The sequence below is a fragment of the Sphingomonas aerolata genome, assembly GCF_023935825.1.
Taxonomy (GTDB): Bacteria; Pseudomonadota; Alphaproteobacteria; order Sphingomonadales; family Sphingomonadaceae; genus Sphingomonas; species Sphingomonas aerolata.
On sequence record NZ_CP098762.1, the window covers coordinates 158,770 to 175,059 of the forward strand.

The 16,290-nt window shown below is 58.7% G+C and carries 17 protein-coding genes; 6 read left to right on the plus strand and 11 right to left on the minus strand.

The window, feature by feature from the left end:
* Nucleotides 1-357 precede the first annotated feature (357 nt).
* On the plus strand, nucleotides 358-819 hold the full coding sequence (locus tag NEF64_RS00710; RefSeq protein WP_056476522.1) for a VOC family protein: 462 nt from the start codon (nucleotides 358-360) through the stop codon (nucleotides 817-819).
* Nucleotides 820-1,151: 332 nt separating this feature from the next.
* Here the strand turns inward: NEF64_RS00710 and NEF64_RS00715 are convergent, their stop codons facing one another.
* On the minus strand, nucleotides 1,152-1,487 hold the full coding sequence (locus NEF64_RS00715) for a hypothetical protein (RefSeq protein ID WP_056678304.1): 336 nt from the start codon (nucleotides 1,485-1,487) through the stop codon (nucleotides 1,152-1,154).
* An 83-nt stretch (nucleotides 1,488-1,570) separates the two neighbouring features.
* Nucleotides 1,571-3,043: a sensor domain-containing diguanylate cyclase gene (locus tag NEF64_RS00720; RefSeq protein ID WP_252574479.1), complete on the minus strand. Its 1,473-nt coding sequence runs from the start codon at nucleotides 3,041-3,043 to the stop codon at nucleotides 1,571-1,573.
* 133 nt (nucleotides 3,044-3,176) lie between these two features.
* Here NEF64_RS00720 and NEF64_RS00725 point away from each other — a divergent pair, with 133 nt between their 5' ends.
* On the plus strand, nucleotides 3,177-3,326 hold the full coding sequence (locus NEF64_RS00725; RefSeq protein WP_167396680.1) for a hypothetical protein: 150 nt from the start codon (nucleotides 3,177-3,179) through the stop codon (nucleotides 3,324-3,326).
* A 439-nt stretch (nucleotides 3,327-3,765) separates the two neighbouring features.
* On the opposite strand, the gene NEF64_RS00730 is transcribed toward NEF64_RS00725, so the two are convergent.
* The 3 genes from NEF64_RS00730 to NEF64_RS00740 all read right to left on the minus strand — a co-directional run bounded on the left by NEF64_RS00730 (nucleotide 3,766) and on the right by NEF64_RS00740 (nucleotide 5,206).
* Nucleotides 3,766-4,389 (minus strand): TorF family putative porin, encoded by a 624-nt coding sequence (locus NEF64_RS00730; protein ID WP_261362623.1) that lies wholly within the window; start codon nucleotides 4,387-4,389, stop codon nucleotides 3,766-3,768.
* Between the two features lie 122 nt (nucleotides 4,390-4,511).
* Nucleotides 4,512-4,904 (minus strand): hypothetical protein, encoded by a 393-nt coding sequence (locus NEF64_RS00735; protein WP_252574482.1) that lies wholly within the window; start codon nucleotides 4,902-4,904, stop codon nucleotides 4,512-4,514.
* A gap of 149 nt (nucleotides 4,905-5,053) precedes the next feature.
* A complete protein-coding gene (locus NEF64_RS00740) occupies nucleotides 5,054-5,206 on the minus strand; it encodes a DUF465 domain-containing protein (protein WP_327196655.1) in 153 nt (50 codons plus the stop codon).
* A 426-nt stretch (nucleotides 5,207-5,632) separates the two neighbouring features.
* On the opposite strand from NEF64_RS00740, the gene NEF64_RS00745 reads away from it, so the two are divergent.
* Both NEF64_RS00745 and NEF64_RS00750 read left to right on the plus strand, forming a co-directional pair.
* Complete coding sequence (locus NEF64_RS00745; RefSeq protein WP_252574486.1) at nucleotides 5,633-5,917, plus strand: hypothetical protein; 285 nt, start codon at nucleotides 5,633-5,635, stop codon at nucleotides 5,915-5,917.
* Nucleotides 5,918-6,106: 189 nt separating this feature from the next.
* The gene (locus tag NEF64_RS00750; protein WP_252574489.1) at nucleotides 6,107-6,898 is read left to right on the plus strand and encodes a hypothetical protein; all 792 of its coding nucleotides are present in this window, start codon (nucleotides 6,107-6,109) and stop codon (nucleotides 6,896-6,898) included.
* Here the strand turns inward: NEF64_RS00750 and NEF64_RS00755 are convergent.
* From NEF64_RS00755 to NEF64_RS00765, 3 genes are all read right to left on the minus strand, one after another.
* Complete coding sequence (locus tag NEF64_RS00755; RefSeq protein WP_338112124.1) at nucleotides 6,888-7,766, minus strand: MipA/OmpV family protein; 879 nt, start codon at nucleotides 7,764-7,766, stop codon at nucleotides 6,888-6,890. The two genes, NEF64_RS00750 and NEF64_RS00755, sit on opposite strands and share 11 nt — an antisense overlap.
* A gap of 114 nt (nucleotides 7,767-7,880) precedes the next feature.
* Nucleotides 7,881-8,858, minus strand: coding sequence for a TerC family protein (locus NEF64_RS00760; RefSeq protein ID WP_252574495.1), 978 nt, complete (start codon nucleotides 8,856-8,858; stop codon nucleotides 7,881-7,883).
* Between the two features lie 36 nt (nucleotides 8,859-8,894).
* Nucleotides 8,895-9,068 (minus strand): hypothetical protein, encoded by a 174-nt coding sequence (locus tag NEF64_RS00765; protein ID WP_156348069.1) that lies wholly within the window; start codon nucleotides 9,066-9,068, stop codon nucleotides 8,895-8,897.
* A 172-nt stretch (nucleotides 9,069-9,240) separates the two neighbouring features.
* Here NEF64_RS00765 and NEF64_RS00770 point away from each other — a divergent pair, with 172 nt between their 5' ends.
* Both NEF64_RS00770 and NEF64_RS00775 read left to right on the plus strand, forming a co-directional pair.
* Nucleotides 9,241-9,495 carry a hypothetical protein gene (locus NEF64_RS00770; protein ID WP_252574498.1) on the plus strand — a complete coding sequence of 85 codons (255 nt, stop codon included), beginning with the start codon at nucleotides 9,241-9,243 and terminating at the stop codon, nucleotides 9,493-9,495.
* 117 nt (nucleotides 9,496-9,612) lie between these two features.
* Nucleotides 9,613-11,052, plus strand: a complete 1,440-nt coding sequence (locus tag NEF64_RS00775) for an MFS transporter (protein ID WP_252574501.1) — start codon at nucleotides 9,613-9,615, stop codon at nucleotides 11,050-11,052.
* Nucleotides 11,053-11,256: 204 nt separating this feature from the next.
* On the opposite strand, the gene NEF64_RS00780 is transcribed toward NEF64_RS00775, so the two are convergent.
* Genes NEF64_RS00780 through NEF64_RS00790 form a run of 3 tightly spaced genes read right to left on the minus strand, consistent with a single transcriptional unit; the run spans nucleotide 11,257 to nucleotide 16,219 of the window.
* A complete protein-coding gene (locus NEF64_RS00780; protein WP_252574504.1) occupies nucleotides 11,257-13,041 on the minus strand; it encodes a hypothetical protein in 1,785 nt (594 codons plus the stop codon).
* Nucleotides 13,042-13,100: 59 nt separating this feature from the next.
* Nucleotides 13,101-14,048, minus strand: coding sequence for a TniB family NTP-binding protein (locus NEF64_RS00785; protein WP_252574507.1), 948 nt, complete (start codon nucleotides 14,046-14,048; stop codon nucleotides 13,101-13,103).
* Nucleotides 14,045-16,219 (minus strand): transposase family protein, encoded by a 2,175-nt coding sequence (locus NEF64_RS00790; protein WP_252574510.1) that lies wholly within the window; start codon nucleotides 16,217-16,219, stop codon nucleotides 14,045-14,047. Before NEF64_RS00790 ends, NEF64_RS00785 begins: the two co-directional genes overlap by 4 nt.
* Between the last annotated feature and the right edge of the window lie 71 nt (nucleotides 16,220-16,290).

Below are 16,290 nucleotides of genomic sequence, written 5' to 3' on the forward strand. Positions count from 1 at the left end.
TTTGCGACGGGGTGTGGCGGGCAGTCGGCGCCCAGTAGCAGCTTGGTTGTTGCCGCCCATTAGCGGACGTTGGGGATGGCGATCCGGGCTCCCGAAACCGGCACGATCTTTCCCGTTTCTACGTCTCCAACAGGCCATTTCGGGAAAGAGCAATCGGGAACGGATTTTGGGAAACGGAGTGCCTTGGACGGCTTTCGCCGTGATCGCCCCGGCGACTGTCCCGCTATGAGTTCCTTTTTGGGAAGAAGCTCAAGCGTTAAAGCGTCACCATGAAGATCATGTCCGCCATGCTGTTGGTGTCGGTTGAAGCCGGCGCAGGTCCTGACATCGCAAGCACGGCCAAGTAAGAGTGAAGTAATGACAGACGCCGTAAACGTTATTGCCGTGGACCATACAGGCTTCGCCGTATCGTCTTTAGACGAAGCCGTTCGCTTCTGGACGGAAGCGCTCGGTTTCACACTTGAGCGGCAATCGGAAATGGGGGGCGATTTCCTGCATCAGGTGACCGGTGTCGATAATCCTAATGTCAAAACGGCGATCGTCAGGGCACCGGACGGCTATGTCGTCGAACTGTTGCAATATTCAAAAGGGCGCCAGAACGGTGCGGTGCCCAACAGCGCGGGGGCGATCGGTGCGGCCCACCTGGCTCTGGCCGTAAACGATATCCATGTCGCTATTGCCCGCGTCGAGGCAGCAGGATGGAAGGCGAAGGGTAGTCCGTTGCCGATCGCGGGTGGGCCAAGGAAGGGAACGTTGGTTGCCTACGTTTCAGGCCCCGATCATATCACGATAGAGCTTATGCAGCCGCCAGCCCGTTAATGGGCCGGCGGACGTTTTCCCGCTTCACCCTCCTTTTCGGGAAAGGCTGCAGCTGCCCAATGTCGGCTATCGCCACCCGCCTTCCCGAAAGCGGACGGGTCGGTTTCCTTCCGAACCCGGACATTCCTAATTACTGCGCGCCGAGACACGGACGACAACGAGCGCGTCAGAACACCGACAGAAAGCGTGAGCGTTTACACATCGGTCGGGGCGGGCGGCCTTCTCATTCAACGGTTCGTTTGTGGGAAGGCGGGTAAGGGCACCGTCCAGCCCGGGCGAACGGGTCCTACCATGATCTTTACTGATGCACAGGCGGATCCATTCGCGACTTGTCACAACGGTCGTGAGCGAGCGGCAAACCAGCCGGTAAAACCTGAGATTGCGACAGCCGGCACAGCGAGGACGCAGGACATTGCCAGGCCGATTACCCAGAGCGAGATAGTCCCGGCGGTGAGCCATATCACAGGAAGCTGGGCAAACGTCAGGATGAATCCTGCCATCCACCCCCTCGTCTTGAACGCTGCCCCTGTTAGCGCAGCTAGGCCCAACGAGGCGGGGTACCAGAGACGCCAGTAGGCGTCGGCATCCCAGGGTTCCGCCGCGCCTGTCACCCAGCAGACGAAAAGCCAGTACAGGACACCGGATACCAGCAAGACGGGGATCTTCATCAGTCCGGTGCTTATCGGCCTATTGTCACATGCAAAATCCCTGAATCCTATTCTCGCCAACCAGGTGCCGGGGTCAAAGCAGATTAACGCGGCTCACCAACCAATTTTTGGATATGGGCGCTGTTGCCTGCAATAGCGCCCGTGCCTCGCTGCATCCGCTTCGCACGGTACAGAGCCTCGTCTGCCTCTTTGAGCAACGAAGCCCGATCGACATAGCTGGCACCATAGGCACAGGCTCCGATCGTCGCGGACACCATTATAACGTTACGGTCGTCAGGTACGTCGTAGCGTAAATCCGCCAGCAATCGCGCGATGTCTTGGACGAGCTCTTCCTGCGTACGCCGTCCGCGCAGGATCAGCACGAACTCGTCCCCGCCAAGTCGGGCGATGAAGTGATCGCCCAGATACTGTACTGCTTGCAGCTTGGCGGCCATCACCTGCAAAACCTTGTCCCCGGTCGCATGGCCAAGCCGGTCGTTGACCTTGAACCGATCCAGATCGATGATTGCGATAGCAAGCGGTGCACCTTCCCGGGCGCGATCGAGCGCAACTTCCAATTCTTCGTTAAAGGCGCGTCGGCTTGGTATGCCGGTCAGTTCGTCGGTTCGAGCTACCGCAACCAGGCGGCGCTCGAATTGGTACCGATCCGTGATGTCCTGGATCACTCCCATGACGGCGACACGCTTACCGGCGCGCTCATCGATCTCACCCAATGTGCGCACGCGACGGGGCCGCCCCTGAGCATCGGTGAAGTTCAGCTCCAGATCCCATGCAGTCCCTTGCCGCACACAGCGGTCTAGCGCTGCTTCCAGCTTGGCACGGTCGTCATCAGGGTAGAACTGCATTGCTAGGGCAAGCTGCGCTTGCGAGCCCGGTTCCAAGCCGTGGATCGCGTAAGTCTGATCCGACCAGTGTACTCGTTCGCCGTCAAGCTCGAGGCGCCACGACCCGATCCTTGCCATACGTTCGGCGTGCTGGAGCAGTCTATGCGTGCGAGCCATGTCACCGAGGACCTCCTGGCGATCAAGCGCTAGCTGTAGGTTCTCTTTGCTGGTCCGGCGCGCCTCAAGCAGCGCTTCGACGACTCGCGCCATACCGGCGAGTATCTCCAGCTTTTCGCGGGTCGGATCCTGCGGTTTGTCGTCAGCCACGCACAAGGTACCGATCGGAAGCGCGGCACCTCCTCCTGGTGGTGTCACTCGCAACGGCACGCCTGCATAGAAACGCACAAAGGGTGTTACCACCACCATAGGATTGGTTGCAAAGCGCGGGTCTTCGCGCGTGTCCGCGATGACGAGCAGATCGTCGGCTGCGATAGTATGGGTGCAAAAAGACACATCTCGTGGTGTCTCGCTAGCCTCAAGGCCGCACGCTGCCTTGAACCACTGCCGGTCCGCGTCAACTAACGAAACGAATGCGAACTTGCAGCCAAAGAGATGCCGCGCCCCTGCAGCGATGGCATCGAACTCGGCTTCAGGGGGAGTGTCGAGCATATCGAGAGCACGAAGCGCGTCCAGCCGCGCTACCTCGTCGACTATGCCGGTTATGTTTACCATGGGGGACGGTAGCATAAGTGAGGTTGGCATCGGGTTAACGGCATGTGCAAAGTCGGTACATCGCCGCGACTCGCTAATGGCATGGCGGCGACTGAGAGACGCTGGAGCGCTCCCGCCTGATAGGAGCATAAACGTGTCCAACGCGAGCGATCTTAGCACTCTTGTTCGTAACGAAGCGCGCGCGCGAGAACAGGCCGAAGCCAGTAGCGACGTTTCAGCTCGCATCGCTCATCTGGAACGTGCTGCCGGGTACGCCAAAATGATCAAGGCTTTGAAGCAATGATGGATGGCGAAACAACCGCTCAGCACCTCGAGCGTCTAATAACGATTATCTGTGAAGCTTTGGCGGTCGCGGATGCTGGTGATCAACCGTTGGTAGGCGCGCATCTTCATAGCTGCCTTCGAACGGCAATCGCGTTGCGTGCTATTCCCGATAGTTTGTCACGGCCCTTTAATAGCAATGAGCCCTATATCTTGAAGGCAGCAGCAAACAAGATCGCTTGCCAGCAAAACTTACTATCCACGACTTCTAATCCCGCAACCGAACGATGATCGAGACGGATAGGGCGTTCTCGGAATCAATCCCGGTCGAGACGATCAGGAGCGCGACGTCAGAATATTTTCAACAGCCCCGGCCGTTTGTCAAACATATACAGACGGTGCTGTTGAGGCAGTTCGTGTACACATCAGCGTTAATTGGCACTCGCTGACCGCGGTAATCGTCAGAACGAAACCTGGACGCGCCCTATGATTCTGTCGCCGGCGTTGCGCCGATCGGCAAACCTGTCTGCGGTGGCGTTAGCGGTTCGGGAAATGTCGGTTCCGACATAATCGACGCCGATCGTCAGGCGGTCGCGGCGGTGTTCTAGGCCGAGCCGCCAGTTGGTGTAACTGCCGCCTGGACGAAGACGCTCCGCCCTTACGGGGTCGCTGACGCTGCCGGACGAATGGCCCAGTTCGGTGAGTATTGTGAACGGCGTACCAGGAATACCGGCATTGGCGTTCGCATAGACATGCACGTTGCTGCCGCCGATCGCGCGCTGCGAAGGCGCGCCGATCACGCCGACCGTGGCGTAGAGCGGACCATAGGCATAGCTTGCCGATACGCCGGCCTCGACATAGTCCATGCGCCCTCGCGCGCCCACGAATGCGTGGCCCGTGGCGTCGGTGCGGATACGCACCGCACCCAGATCCCAGCCGGTTCCCACTGACAGGTCGACGACCGCATCGGCACCGCCGTGTCGCACGCTGTTCCGAAGCGTCACCGCGCGCGCCGATGCATCTAGCCGACCGCGTGAGACGCGAAGATCGCCTCCCAGCGCGGCACGTCCCTCACTCCAGCTCAGCCCGCGCCGTTACTCCTCGCTCATCACCTCCAAGGTTACCGACCCGGCATCCTGCGCAAACGCGGGCGTGATCAGGCCGCAGCTCACGGCGCCGAGCACGCCCGCCAATTGAACGCGGCGGATCATCCAGCGCGCTGCGGACTGTGGATCCGGTCGAGCTCGACGCGCAGCATCTGCTCGTCTTCCTGCGCCAGCTTTACCAGATGCTGCTGCATGTCCGCGGACTTTGTCGCGACCTCCTTCTTGATCGCGCCATGGCTCGCAACGCACCAGCCGGGCCGGGTGCCCGAAATCACCGGTTCGCTGTTCATGCTGCGCACCAGCTTGGTACCCGATGCCGCGACCGCGTGTCGCGCCACCGACATACTTGCCGCCCAGTCGCAGCGTAGCGACGACGGTCTTCCGCCAGGTGCAACCGCGCCCACCTGCTTATGGGTGATGACCACGTCGCCGCGATATTTGACGGCGACCGGACCGCTGCGGTGATCCACCTGGTTCTGATGATCGACAGTCATGCTAAGGGCCGCCCCGGTAGCAGCAAGCACCAAGCCGGCAGTTAGAAGATAGGCCATTTTCGCTCTCCTTTTGCCATCCCGATCCATTCTGATCGGTGAAGCCAATCCTTACGGACGATGATTCTACAACGATGGTTCAGCGTGTCGGTTCAGCTGAACTCCGGCCGCAAGGCGCGTGCGTGCAGGCGGTCCTTCACGTCGAGACGCAACCGCTTCAGCCGAAATAGCCGCAAGGTATCGGGCATGCGTCGCTTCATCTCGACGCGGATCTGCTCATCCAGCCGGGCATGCAACTGGGTCAACTTGTGAGAAAATATAGGCAAAGCCGCTCTCCAACCAACGATTGAACGATCGGATCAGTCGCGATGAAAGCAGGCAAACAGGCCAGGCCTAGACATCGAGATAACCCGATGCGGTCCGACATCACGTTCGTCCTGAGACGATCGCCAGAGGGGCCCGGCCCGCTCCTTCAAGCTAGGGTTTCGCAGGTCAAGGTCAATAGGAGAGCGAATGGATTTGCACGAGTTGACATTAGGACACGGGTTCCCGATGTTACTGACATGTACGCTCCTGCGACACATAAGCGTTTCCGCGACCACGCCGGCCAACTCGCCGCACGCGCTTAGCCCGAGCTCGCGGCCATTGCCGTTCGAGTTCGGGCTTTATTCGATCTGACCTTTGGGATGCGTTCTGCGCACCCATGATCTCGAATAAGTGGAAACCGTGTAGTGGAAAACCAAGTCTCGAAATCCGATGATTTGTGTCAGGATGACCATCAGCATCATACTGCCAATTCAGCACCTCAGCCTTTCCTGCGGATGCGACCACAAAGCTTTTTCTCGAACAAATTCGATCTGGAAATCGTAGAAGGCTATTCTAAGGCTGATGCCGAAGCCCGGCAAAATGAAGGTAAGGACTGGCTGAGCCGACTTATGGAGCTCAACCTGTTACTTTTGATCGTTTTGGTTGGCGTGCCGGTGCTGGTATATTGCGTCTTATCCTCCGCACTTTAGAACACGATAAGATACCGTCTTCGCGTCGCAACCGGGATTGTGGATAAAGGCCTCTGGGTCGTCCCACTGAAGCCTCGGGTAAATGACAATATGTCAGGCGCCCGAGGACCGTTTAGAAATGATAGCAGTGAATGAGAGGAAGTCCTTTGTGACATTGCAACGCGTAAGCCGATCGGCCGTTGTGGAAAAATGGCAACGAATACCTTATCCCAACGGACCTCGTTAAATCTGCCGCATCTTGCGGTGCTGCTGACAGCAGCTCTTCAAATTCTGACGCCTCTTTTACCGCAGATTGGGATCGGTGAGCCTATCGGATCCCGGTCCCTGGCGGTCCGAACCTTGATAACCCCGGCAGGCTGGGCATTCTCGATCTGGGGCGCGCTCTACCTCGGAGCCACGGTGTTTGCTGTTTATCAGGCAATGCCCGCACAGCGCCAAAATACGTTGCTTCATCACCTGCGCTGGCCGGCAGCTGGCGCATTTTTGGGAAACGGACTCTGGGCTGCTTACACACAGCTTTACGGGTTAAGCTTCGTATCGGTTCTGATCATTACCTTCACGCTGACGTGCCTGATCGTTGCCTATCATGCCCTGGCGAATGCGACGGTGTCGAAAACTGAGTGGTGGTGTGCGTACCTTCCATTGAGCGCGCTCGCCGCATGGTTGACCGTCGCTACCACCGTAAACATCGCGGCTAGCCTGAGGTATCACGGCGTGGAGGGCGGTGCAGCCGCTCCTGGGATCGGTGCAGCGGTGATCGTGACTGCCGGACTCATCGCGGCCGCTGTACTGGTCCGAGGACGTGGCAATCTACCGTACGCAGTCGTCTTTGTTTGGGCGCTTACTGCTATCTTCGCGGCGGGTGGTCAGGCTTCCGGACCTATTGCCTTAGCAACCGGCGCTGCCGCGATCCTCGTTATTTCAGGCTTGGTCGCTGGCTACCGGCGCAGGGTATATGCGTCTGGTTCGATTAGAGGTTGAACCTAAATCCGTAGCCGAGACCTAGGGTGAATTGGGTCCGGCGCCCACGTTCGCGGACGAGAGGTGAATCGCCTGCGTTCTGACCTAGTCGATCCAGGCCAGTGAAAAGCGTGATGGCGCTTCGCCGGTTCAGGGGACGAATTACGGTACCGCCTACACCGTAGGACAATAGTCCGCCTGACGCAGAATACGGTCTGAGCCCGGACCGTTGCGACTGGAGCGCATCGATGCCGAAATACGTCTCGATATACTCGCGGCTTGCCAGTGTTGCGCGAGGCCCCACGTTGATGATGGTCCGTCCCCGGCGCGCCTGGTAAGCAACTGATCCGTCGGCGACAACGCCGTCATGCCCGCCGAAGCCGCGACGAACCTCGATCCGTCCACGCCATGGCCCAGTCCGTTTCTCGACGAAGCCTCCCGCCTCAACAGCTGCATCTACGTTGCCGAGGCCGCGTAGTGCGTTACTCCCGCCTGTAATGAGGAACGGCGATCCTCCGCGCTCCTCATCCCGCCCAAAGCGGAGTTTGGCCAGAGGTCCTGCCTTCCACCCGTCGTGGTTCACCACGTTCCAGCCCAAACCGTCAGGAATTGAGGCAAAGATCACGTCCTTGTAGTTGATCCGCAAGTCGGGGAATATCGACAAGGCCATGTCTCGCGAGCCTTGCCATGCAGGGCTCAGGACTGGCGCGACGCCAACGGTAATGCTCCATCCGGCAGTGCCTGCCTCCAATGGCCGACCTGCGGGGGGGGCCGGCCGCAGGTCCGTCTGCGCGAAGCAGGGTTGAGCAGAGACTAGCGCAAGGATGGTTAGAGCGGAGCGCATCCTTATCCCTTTTTTCGGCCCCGTTGATGACGGTCGGTCGGTCATGTCAGCAGCCACCTTATCCCCGCGCGTCGTAAACGCCAGTCCCGGTAGATGGAGTACGGCTATACCCACAGCGTATGACCGGTCCGCTTTCAATGCCGGCGGACGCGTTCAAACTCAGGCCGAAGCAGCCGCTCGCGTTTTCCACAGGGACCAGCCGACGCCGCAACCCAGTATCGCAAAGGTTACCGCCAACGACGCTGCGGGCGGGAATTTGGCGAGCCCGAACATGTCGGCAACGAAGATTTTCGAGCCGATAAATACCAGCAACGCGGCCAAGGCGTATTTAAGGTAATGGAACCGGTCGACCATCGCGGCGAGCGCAAAATAGAGCGCGCGTAACCCAAGGATAGCAAAGATGTTCGACGTGTAGACGATGAATGGATCCGTTGTGATCGCGAAGATGGCCGGCACGGAATCGACCGCAAAGATGACGTCAGCGCATTCGATCATGACCAGAGCCAGTAGTAACGGCGTAGCGATCCGGCGCATGCGCCCCGTCGCTGGCTCCTGCTCTTTCACCCAGAAACGTTCCCCGTGAAGTTGGTCGGTAACCGGCATGCGCTGGCGAACCCAGCGTAAAACGGGCGAACTGGCTACGTCATATTCCGTGTCTGCAGTCAGCCACATCTTGATACCGGTGAAAACCAGAAAGGCCGCAAAGACGTATAATACCCATTCGAACCGATCGACCAATGCCGCACCAAAACCGATCATCACTGCACGCAGGACAATGACACCCAGGATGCCCCAGAACAATACACGGTGCTGGTGGATGCGGGGGATGGCGAAGTAGCCGAAGATCATGGCGATGATGAACACGTTATCCATCGCAAGGCTCTTCTCGATGACGAAGCCCGTCACGTAGTTAAGGCCGGCAGTCGGCCCGATATACCACCAAATCCATCCGCCGAACGCCAGTCCCAGCGTGATGTAACCTGCTGACAATGCAAGGCTCTCGCGTACCCCAATTTCCCGTTGTCCGCGGTGCAAGACACCCAGATCGAGGATCAGCAACGTTGCGACGATGCCGAGAAATGCCAGCCACATCCAGACAGGCGTACCAAGGAATAATAAGGAGAGCAGCTCAGGCATGGGGACCTCTGACAAACGTGATGACGTGGGGCGGGATCAGCGATCAGGAGGGCAGGTATCTCGCGGTGGTGCGCACAAGCGACCTTCCAGGTGCAACTCAAAGCGCTTTAATTGCAGCAGAATTGGAGAAATTGGAGTTCGGCGCGCCATCGCGATACGCGCGCGCTCGTCCAACTGCTGATGCAGTTCGGCGAGTCTGTTGGTTTCCATGCTCAGAGCCTCTTTTCAATCGGTGATCGAAAGATCGGATCATCAACGACGACAGGAGGCAAAGCGGCCAGGCCTATATCGAGATAACCCGATGCGGTCCGACATCACAATCACCCGAGGGAAATTGTCAGAGGGGCCCGGCCCGCTCTTTCTAGATAGGACATGGCTCCCGGTGATCAAGCTGTTTCACTGTTTGATAATTACTGTAGTCGGCACTCAAACTGCCGCACTTCCCTTCCCAAAACATAACGCCGATCGGAAAAAGGGATCGGTCGAAAACGCCCACTTATGGACGCTCAGCTTGGTGAGCCGCAGGCTTGAAAGCCATTCGGCAACCATAAGCCGCAACATGCCCCGCCGGCAGGTGCTCTGCTTGCGGCTGGCAAGCCGTGCGGCGTATGTCGCAACTGCTGGTGGGGGAAAATGAATGGCGAATGGCAGTAGCAGCCGCGGAAACTCGGTTGTCGGCGAGCGCTGGCCGCTCTTCTGGGCAGGCTGTGCGGCGATCAGCGTTGGGGTTGCACTTCACCTACCGATGCTCGCGATGGCCCATACGATGGGCAATCACCTGTCGGGTATGCCGATGGACGGATGGATGTACCTGGGCATGGCGCTGATCGGTATCGGCGTGCCGGCAGCTATCTTTGGCGCTTTACCCAAGAAACGGCCTGATCACAGTGCAGGCGTTGGCGTCGCATATGAAGCGCCCGATGATACCCCTCTGACGCGCTCGCATGCTGCCGTTCTGCTGGTGCTTACCCTCGGGCTCATCATCGACACTATGAAGCCAGCAACGCTCGGCTTCGTGCTCCCCGGCATGCGTGGCGAGTATGGGCTCGCCAAATCGACCGTTGCCCTGCTTCCGTTCGTTGCCCTTACGGGGACCACAGTTGGCTCGTTTCTGTGGGGGTGGCTTGCGGACATCTATGGTCGGCGTGTGTCGATCCTGTTGTCGACGATCCTGTTCGTTTCGACATCCATCTGCGGAGCTATGCCTTCCTACAGCTGGAACCTGGTCATGTGTTTTCTGATGGGGTGCTCGGCTGGCGGAATGCTGCCCGTTGTCTACACGCTGTTGGCGGAGATCATGCCTCCACGGCACAGAAGCTGGGTTCTTGTGCTGGTTGGTGGCACGGGACTGGTCGGTGGCTACCTCGCAGCGAGCGGTGCCGCGCATCTGTTCGAGCCCCTGTTCGGCTGGCGTAGCTTGTGGCTGCAGGGCTTTCCCACCGGTTTGCTGCTGCTTGCGATGGCAAGGTGGATTCCTGAGTCCCCGCGCTTTCTGTTGGAACGGGGTATGGACGCCGAGCTAGCTGACATGGCTCGAAAGTTTGGCATCGTCAGGCGTGCGCCACAAGCAGCCCCAGCGGACGCTGGCAGCGCAGCGGCTCACCACCGCGAATTGACCATCGCCCTGGTGATCACGGCCCTGTCCTGGAGCTTCGTCAACTTCGGCTTGTTGCTATGGCTGCCTTCGGATCTTCAAGATCGAGGCTTCAGTGCCGAAATTGCAAGCGGCATTATCGCCAGCTCAGCACTTGTTGCCCTGCCCACGATCATGATCGCGGCCTTCCTTTACAGCCGTTGGAGCAGCAAGCGCACTCTGATCGGCACTGTGCTTCTCACACTCGCCGGGCTTGCCGGAGCCCTACTGCCGGCGCCTACCCTGGCTTGGCCACCACTGCTCATCGCAGTGATCGCGTTACTGGTGGTTGGCACAAACGGATTAATCGCCGTGCTACTTCCCTATGCAGCCGAAAACTACGCATTACGCGTCCGTGGACGCGCTACCGGGCTTATCGCGGGTAGTAGCAAATTTGGTGGCGTTGCTGTCCAACTGGGGGCCTTCGCTGGATTGATCCCGACGATGGGGGGCGCGGCGATCGCGTTGATCATACCAATGACGCTGTCAGCGGTACTGATCGGACGCTCAGGTAGAGAGACGCGCGGCCGCAGCTTACGTGAGCTGGAAGCAACGGCTTAGCTGTCGGCTTCATATCGACCTGCGCGGAGTGTCTCCATCAGCGGTCAAATGTGTGAAAAACCTAGTCGTAATCACGACTGCACGACAAACAGGTGTTTTCGATACATATCTTTCCGATAGCCGGCAGCAGTTTTCGTGTCGCGAAAATCAACATAAGCAACGATGGGCTGCATCGATCACGCCTTTATAATTCCTACCGTAGTGTTAGCTGACGAGGAGACCTGGGATAAGCCGTTCGGCCTCAGTACGGCTGAACAAGCCCGATGCCTGAGGTTTAACTCCATGAATCCTGGCGAAATTGCCAACTGCGCGCCGGTACAAACGCAACTTGCGGCTCATCTCGCTCGTGGTGATATAGCTTCGAGCTAATTGCCGAGCTATATCCATAGTTACCTCCCGAAAAGCGGGACCGGGTCCAAGTAGGAACTCCGAATGCCGACTAAAATGCGGGGGGCTGATGTTCATGATTTCAGCAAGGTCCGTTTTTGTCACCATGCAACTGCTCCAATTCATGCCCCCGGTATGCTGAAAACGTTCGAGCGAAAGGACCTTCTCCGATCTAATCATGATACGTTGCGCCAACGGAGCATCCCCATCAACCGCGCTTGCCAGCAAGTCGCCATCCGCAATCGCTTTGAGCACTCTCGCCCATGGCTTCGGACGCCCGCCAATCCCCCGCATTGCTTCTGCAAGCCTAATTGGGTGCTTTTCTGGCGACTGGCTTAAAAGGTGAGACAGTTTGCCCCGGAACGCCTCCAAGCTGTCTCGACATATGGCGAGCTGCAAATAGTCTCCACGGCCTGGCGGTACGGATGCAGCTGTTAACAAGCCGAGATGAGCCAATTCCCGGATAGCGTACGTCGGCATTCCAAGCATCTCGGCGGCATGAACTAGGCGTAGGCGAGGCTTGTTGAGGGTGAGCATTGCCGCCACGGCTTCTCGGTTGACGAGAACCTGCAACCTGATCCCGTCAAGCGCTAGAAAGTAAGGCAGCTTGCCGGCCTTGCGCATTTTCAAAAGGGTTGGCCGGTCCGCGCCTGTCAGTTTCGTCATTTCGACAATGCTCAAACCACGTGAGCGTGCGGTTCGGCATCGATCAGCAAGTTCGGAAAGCACCTTTTGGACAGCGGGTGACAATCTCGGCGCGTTGTAGTCGCAAAGCACTTTGTAAAAGGCTTTGCGGGTACTGCCACCCTTGTCATTGTTACCACGGTTTAGCTTTTCTGCAACATGTTGCTCGATCGCGCCGGGCCAGCCAGCCAGAAAAGACCAGGTTGCTGCCAAGGCCGGAACTATAAAGTCGCGAGCGCTGTCGAGGCAAAGAGATTTGCTGTTGGACAATGAGGTCAACCGTCTATCGACAACGGGAGCCAGCACACAAGCGAGCTCGAGCAGATGTCCACCACTCAATTCTGCTAAGCCCGGCGGAAGATGACGCCGGGTAATCCTCCGCCGGTCTGATTCATGGTGGATCAATCCCACAAGCTTCTCAAGGCCATCACGTAAGCCCTCAGGCACTGGCGTCGCTAGCCCTCGCGCGAGTGGTTCTGCGCAGTAGTCGCAGAGTTCAATCCCTGCTGTACGTCGCCAAATCTGACGGCGACGGCAGGACGGATTTGGACAGAGATCTTCGAGATACTCCCATGTCTCAGTGCAGATTGGGAGCTGGCGGACTTGCCACAAGGCACGATGATGCGCGGACATAGACAAAGCTTTTGGTGAGAAGCGCCTGTACGAGAATTGCAAAAAATCCCGTGCCACGAGCGTACCGCAAAGATTGAGCATCTTCGTATCGGGCGTCCATAACGGCGAGTGCAACCGGGTGGTTTCAGGACTGATCCCCAGACAATCAGCAAGGATCTCCAAACCCGTATTGTCGCAGAAGGAAGCGTGGGGGCGGCTCGGTTGAATGTCACCCGTTACCTCGGTGATCTGCGCCATTCGTGGCATGTGATGAACCGCCGCTATCCGCGCGACATAGCCATCCAACGATTCCCCTGCGATAATTGGAAGAACGCGCGTTACACGCCATGGCGAACGAGCGGTGCTCATTGCACAGGCTGCTTGGCAAACGGGTTGCTCTGGCAGAAACCGCGCGGGATGCAGTAGCTATCGACAGCCTCTGCCAGATCGTTCCGATCGATGAAGGCTCGTCCATCGTGCAGGGCAGCAGCCATAGCAGCGCGGACGATTTTGCAGATACGCCGCACCCGGCCCGCCGATGCCTCCCAAAGCGATCGCGCGATAGCCTCGTCCGCGAGGGCCGAAAAGCAGGCCAGAATGCCTGCATTCACCATTGCTTGGTCGAGATCGACGAGGAAGCTCAAAAAAAGCGCGCGGTCACCCCTCGTGTCCCAGCGCAGTGGCGAGAGGTCGATGTCATCGTCGAGTCGTTCCATCAGCTCCGGCACCTGAGCCAGGACCGATCCGGCATCTTCCGAACCGACGAAGGCCACTGGTGCGACGCCTGCGTCCATGATCTTCTCCCGGATTGCCGTTGCTATAGGACGGCTCATCCGAGGTCGGCGTGCGGCGCGATTGAACTCATCAAACACAACGATCTGCACACCGCAGCGCCGCATCTCAGCAATTGCTCTTGGCCAGCGCGCCTTCTCAGTGCCGATATCGGGCCGGGCGGCTCCAAGCGCTTGCAGGATCGAGGTCGGCAGAGAATCCGTTGTGCCGGCTCCTGCGGTTTCGACATGAAGCAGCGGTTTGCAGCCCTCGTCTGCCGATGCTTCGAGGATACGGCGGAGGGCGACGATGGACTCGGTTTTGCCGCAACCATGCGGTGCGACAAGCATGGCCCCGCCGCAAGGAGCATGCTCTGAGCGACCCAACGCCGCGATGCGCATCTCGTCGAGCGCTGCCATGACAGCCGTTTGAGGTGGATAATCCACGCGGATCGCGTCGAAGCTTGCTTTAGCCTTACCGACGCGGGAGGCTGCGCTAGCGGGCGTTTCCTGCTTAGGTGCCGAGCGGGATCGATCGGTCATTGGTAGCCTCCCTTGTTCAAGGGCAGCCGGCGCTCGCGAGCCGGTGTATCGGGTTCGCTTTGTCCCCGCATGCTGTGCTCACGGCGGCGTTCAAGCGCCGATTTGGGTGGTTTGGTGCGCGGATCAGGTCGTGACGACAGGATGTCCTGATCGAGCGAGGTTAATCTTGCGCGGTCATTGGCAATGAAATCACCAAGCGTGACCGAAGAGGGCGTCGCGTGAACCAGATCGACGATGTTTCCCGTGACTTGCCGTATGCGTGGCACTTCGATGAGGGTGGAAAGGCGCTTTCGTGAAGCTGCGAGGTCGCCAGGGCTGATGTTACGGATAGCGTCAATGAGATGCCCGCGGGCGTTCATCCGCTCCTCCTGCGTGTTGAACGCCAACCCCTGCTTTTGCGCCTCGCGTTCGATCTGCTCGTGCAGCCACAAGGGCATGCCGCTGCTGTACCTCTCATCGGCGCACGTCAGTTCGACATATTTCCGGGTCTTACGGTTCCAGACGTAGATACGACTGATATCCATGCTATCGTAGCGAAACTCGACAGTCGCGGTGGCATCACTCCGCCGCTGACGGCGTGGCTCGATGGGCACAAGGTCCCGCAACAGTTCTGGTACCGCTTGGATGTCATGATAGCGCAGGTTGAAGGCACGGATGCCGGAAGGGGAAAGCTGCGCGCCGGAGCGCACCTCCATCACGTCGCGCGCAAACGATGCGAAGTCCGCAAAGTCATTGATGCCGAAGCGATTAATATCACGTTCAAATACAAGCGCGGGCTGCTGGCTACCCAAGCCGTCATGCGGCTCGACATTGTACGATGCTATGATCTGGTTCGCGATCGCCTCCAGCTCATCTAGCATGACGATGGCTTGGGCTTCAGCATCGTAACCCCAACGTCTGGCATCGTTCAGCGTCAATGCTCGCCCTGGCAACAGACGGGTTGTCTGATCATTCAGGGTTTTAATCGCACGCTCGCCGATCGCTCGGTAGGTTGGCTGCTTGATCGGGCAGAACCGCACGGAAAATCCCGCGTCCCGCGCTGCCGCTTCGAGCGTGTGGCTACGAAATTCGACGGCATTATCGAGGATCAGGCAGCCCGGCTTGCCGCAAAGCATGGCAAGAACCGGATACCGGCTTGCCATGGCCGGCGGGGGGCGTTTGGGCAGCACAATGCGCCGTAATATCTCGCTGACTGACCAACGGCACGGATCTTGGAAGGTGATCAGGTGGCCAACGATAGCACGGCTTTTGACGTCGATAGCGAGTGTCAGCCACGGTCGTCCAAGAACCATCTGAAGCGCTGGACATACGACATGTACGTCAAGCCAGGTGTGATCCACGATGACATACTGCATGACGAAATCAGCCGCGAGCGGCTTGCCGGCTCCTGACCAATCCTGCTTGACGGCCTCTACCTCTATGGAGGTGGCCAAGGTCTTGTCCGACTCTAGTTCGTTGAAACGGCGTCGCACAGTGCGCTCTGAGCAGACCTCAAAGGGCTCGTGAGGCTTGTCGATGGACGGGTGGCGTCCGTCATTCACCAGGTTAAGCCAATAGGAGTAATCGGCATAGATGTCCGCGACGTTGCGTCCCGCCTTCCTGCCCTCGAGCACGCATGTCCAGAGGAGCTGCTGGTCGATGCTGCCGTTTGGTGAACGCACGATGCGCCTTCCGGACAGCGGGACCATATGACGAGGATGGCGGTTTCCGATGCTCCCGCGGTTCTTTCGCCAATTCTTTACCGACGACGCCGAAGGTTTTTGACCGAATCGATGAGCCAACTCGGGCGTCCAGCAGTCGTCGAGGGCGGCCTCGATAGCGCCGATGCCTTGCGGCACGCCTCGTTCGTCTAGCATCTGGCAAGCGGTCGCCATGCGCAAGGCGCGAGAAGAGATCGCACCCGCCTGATCGCGGGTCCATTCCGCGCTATCGTTGTAATTTCGAATTTTGTCGGATGAACGCGGCGTTCGAGTAACGGCATCGCCACAGTGCTGCATAAGCTGGAATTGCTCGACGGTCGGCAATTCAAGCGATCCGTCCTTTTGCTCGTGCTTGAGGATATCGCCCGTGATCAGATGGGTAAGCTGGACCCGGCCATGAGCATAGGCTGGATGATATTCGGCTCCGCGAACATCGACGATCGCGCCAGGGGAAAAGCGGATATGCGCCATGGAATGCTACCCTTTCGGAACGCGCCAGAGGCGGTCGGCATCGAGATGATGCCGGCGACAGGCGCGGATCG

Bases quoted from the DNA above. Each gene is read 5' to 3' on its own strand.
- NEF64_RS00710 (WP_056476522.1), top strand. From the start codon at position 358: ATGACAGACGCCGTAAACGTTATTGCCGTGGACCATACAGGCTTCGCC.
- NEF64_RS00715 (WP_056678304.1), bottom strand. From the start codon at position 1,487: ATGAAGATCCCCGTCTTGCTGGTATCCGGTGTCCTGTACTGGCTTTTC.
- NEF64_RS00720 (WP_252574479.1), bottom strand. From the start codon at position 3,043: ATGGTAAACATAACCGGCATAGTCGACGAGGTAGCGCGGCTGGACGCG.
- NEF64_RS00735 (WP_252574482.1), bottom strand. From the start codon at position 4,904: ATGACTGTCGATCATCAGAACCAGGTGGATCACCGCAGCGGTCCGGTC.
- NEF64_RS00750 (WP_252574489.1), top strand. From the start codon at position 6,107: ATGGCAACGAATACCTTATCCCAACGGACCTCGTTAAATCTGCCGCAT.
- NEF64_RS00755 (WP_338112124.1), bottom strand. From the start codon at position 7,766: ATGACCGACCGACCGTCATCAACGGGGCCGAAAAAAGGGATAAGGATG.
- NEF64_RS00760 (WP_252574495.1), bottom strand. From the start codon at position 8,858: ATGCCTGAGCTGCTCTCCTTATTATTCCTTGGTACGCCTGTCTGGATG.
- NEF64_RS00765 (WP_156348069.1), bottom strand. From the start codon at position 9,068: ATGGAAACCAACAGACTCGCCGAACTGCATCAGCAGTTGGACGAGCGC.
- NEF64_RS00775 (WP_252574501.1), top strand. From the start codon at position 9,613: ATGGCCCATACGATGGGCAATCACCTGTCGGGTATGCCGATGGACGGA.
- NEF64_RS00785 (WP_252574507.1), bottom strand. From the start codon at position 14,048: ATGACCGATCGATCCCGCTCGGCACCTAAGCAGGAAACGCCCGCTAGC.
- NEF64_RS00790 (WP_252574510.1), bottom strand. From the start codon at position 16,219: ATGGCGCATATCCGCTTTTCCCCTGGCGCGATCGTCGATGTTCGCGGA.